The sequence below is a fragment of the Dankookia sp. GCM10030260 genome (assembly GCF_042666655.1).
Lineage (GTDB): Bacteria > Pseudomonadota > Alphaproteobacteria > Acetobacterales > Acetobacteraceae > Paracraurococcus.
Map to the genome: position 1 here is coordinate 1 of NZ_JBHTDE010000072.1, position 1,720 is coordinate 1,720.

Below are 1,720 nucleotides of genomic sequence, written 5' to 3' on the forward strand. Positions count from 1 at the left end.
AACTCATCTCATCGCCATGCACGCCGCTCACGAGAACGACGCGCTTGCCCGGCCGCACCCCGCGAGCGACCGTCACGGACACATGCCAGTGCTGCCCGGTGGGCGTCGCCACGCCGCGGAAATACAGGAGGTGCTTTTGGCCAGGCTCTAGGTCGTTCACGTCCAGCGCAGTGACGACCCGCTTCCCGTCGATCACGTCGCCGGTGTAGGTGGTTCGCGCGGGAGAAGCTGCCGGTGGCGTTGCGCCGCCCTGAGCGCTGGCGGGGCTGGTGCCCAAGACCAGGGCCGCTGAAGTGCCGACCGCCGTGGCCGATGCAATCATGAAGTCGCGCCGGGCGACGCCGTCCCTGTCGAGATCCTTCGCGATGTCTCCGGGCATGTTCGCTCTCCTTCGCGGCGGACCAGGCATATTGGCCGTTGCCACGATACGGCGGTAGGGCAGGGGGTATGCGCGACCCCACCCGACAGGCCGACCGGCTGATGGCCATCCGCCTCCGTTACACGATCAACACCCATCTCGAGGACCAGGGCCTCACCACGCCGGCAGCGATCGGTGCGGCGGCCGGGTTGCCCGCGGCCGAGGCCGTTAGCCTGCTAACCCGCCGGCAATGGCGCGCCGGCGACGTCGCTGCCCTGCAAGCCGTGGCCGGGCATCTCGGGCTCAAGGTCGTGCCGTCGGACACCAACCTCCTGTCGGGCAAGGCGCAGGCACGATGAAGGACCCGCCCCCGTCGGGTGCTGGCTGGCCGCCGCAGCAATACGCCTGCCCAAACCGGTTTCCCCGGCAACGTGCCGCGTCTCGGGCGCCATCAGCCGCGCCCTCGGCGGTTATGGAAAAAGCCGGCCACACACCAGTTGCAGGAATTTCGGAAGGAAAGAGGCTGAACCCTTGCCGCCGGCTGCCGAAAGCATGATTATACCCCTGCAAATTTGCAGGGGTACTTTCATGCGCAGTGCCCAGCCGAATTCTCGCCGATCGATTAACCTGACCCTGCCGGCCTCGCTCATTGAGCAGGCCAAAACGCTCGGCCTCAACCTGTCGAGTGCGGCCGAAGCGGGAGTTGCGGCCGAGGTCGCTCGCGCGGTCCACGCACGCTTCGCCGAGGACATCCGACGCGGGGTCGAACAGCACGAGCGTTGGATCGCTGAGTTCGGGCTGCTTTCCGAACAGGTCGCCGCGATGCAGGACGAGGCTGGTGATGCGGGGTGATCCGCCGCGCTGGCTCGACATCGCCAAGCCGAAAGGTCGCCTTGTGCGGGCACCGCTGCTGCTGGTCCTACAGCATCACGTCATTACCGCTTCGACGCTCATCGTCGCACCGCTGTTGCCCGCCACTGGGCCTGGCAGTCTGCTTGCCCCGGTCGTCGTCCTCGGCGGAACCAGCTACGCGGCCGATCTTCTCGGTCTCTCGGCCGTCCCGCTTTCGGTCCTCGGCGAGATCCTTGGCTCGGCGCTCGATCAGGCTGACGCCATCACGGACGGGCTGGATGCCATTTTTCGCGGCCACCCGGTCGGCCTGCCACTACTGTGAGCCGAAAGGCTCACCCGCGATAAGCCTCGCTTCTCCTAACTCCGGAAGGATAGCCGACGTGATTCGCTGAGGCTCCATAAGAGCCCTTCTGGAGCCTGTTGACCTGCTGCCGCAATTCATGCCCCAATGCCGGCAAGTCGTTGAGATCTCCCGATGCCCGAGCTCGCACGCCTGCCCGACGCCGAGGT

The 1,720-nt window shown here is 66.6% G+C and carries 4 protein-coding genes; 3 read left to right on the plus strand and 1 reads right to left on the minus strand.

Going from position 1 to position 1,720, the window contains the following annotated elements; genetic code table 11:
- The coding region (locus ACFQS7_RS30845; protein WP_380070969.1) for a hypothetical protein at window positions 1–379 on the minus strand (379 nt) is incomplete at its 3' end.
- A gap of 68 nt (window positions 380–447) precedes the next feature.
- Here ACFQS7_RS30845 and ACFQS7_RS30850 point away from each other — a divergent pair.
- From ACFQS7_RS30850 to ACFQS7_RS30860, 3 genes are all read left to right on the plus strand, one after another.
- Window positions 448–717, plus strand: coding sequence for a hypothetical protein (locus tag ACFQS7_RS30850; protein ID WP_380070970.1), 270 nt, complete (start codon window positions 448–450; stop codon window positions 715–717).
- Between the two features lie 229 nt (window positions 718–946).
- Window positions 947–1,210 (plus strand): type II toxin-antitoxin system CcdA family antitoxin, encoded by a 264-nt coding sequence (locus tag ACFQS7_RS30855; protein WP_380070971.1) that lies wholly within the window; start codon window positions 947–949, stop codon window positions 1,208–1,210.
- Complete coding sequence (locus ACFQS7_RS30860) at window positions 1,200–1,532, plus strand: CcdB family protein (RefSeq protein ID WP_380070972.1); 333 nt, start codon at window positions 1,200–1,202, stop codon at window positions 1,530–1,532. The genes ACFQS7_RS30855 and ACFQS7_RS30860 overlap by 11 nt, the downstream gene beginning before the upstream one ends.
- Window positions 1,533–1,720: the final 188 nt, after the last annotated feature.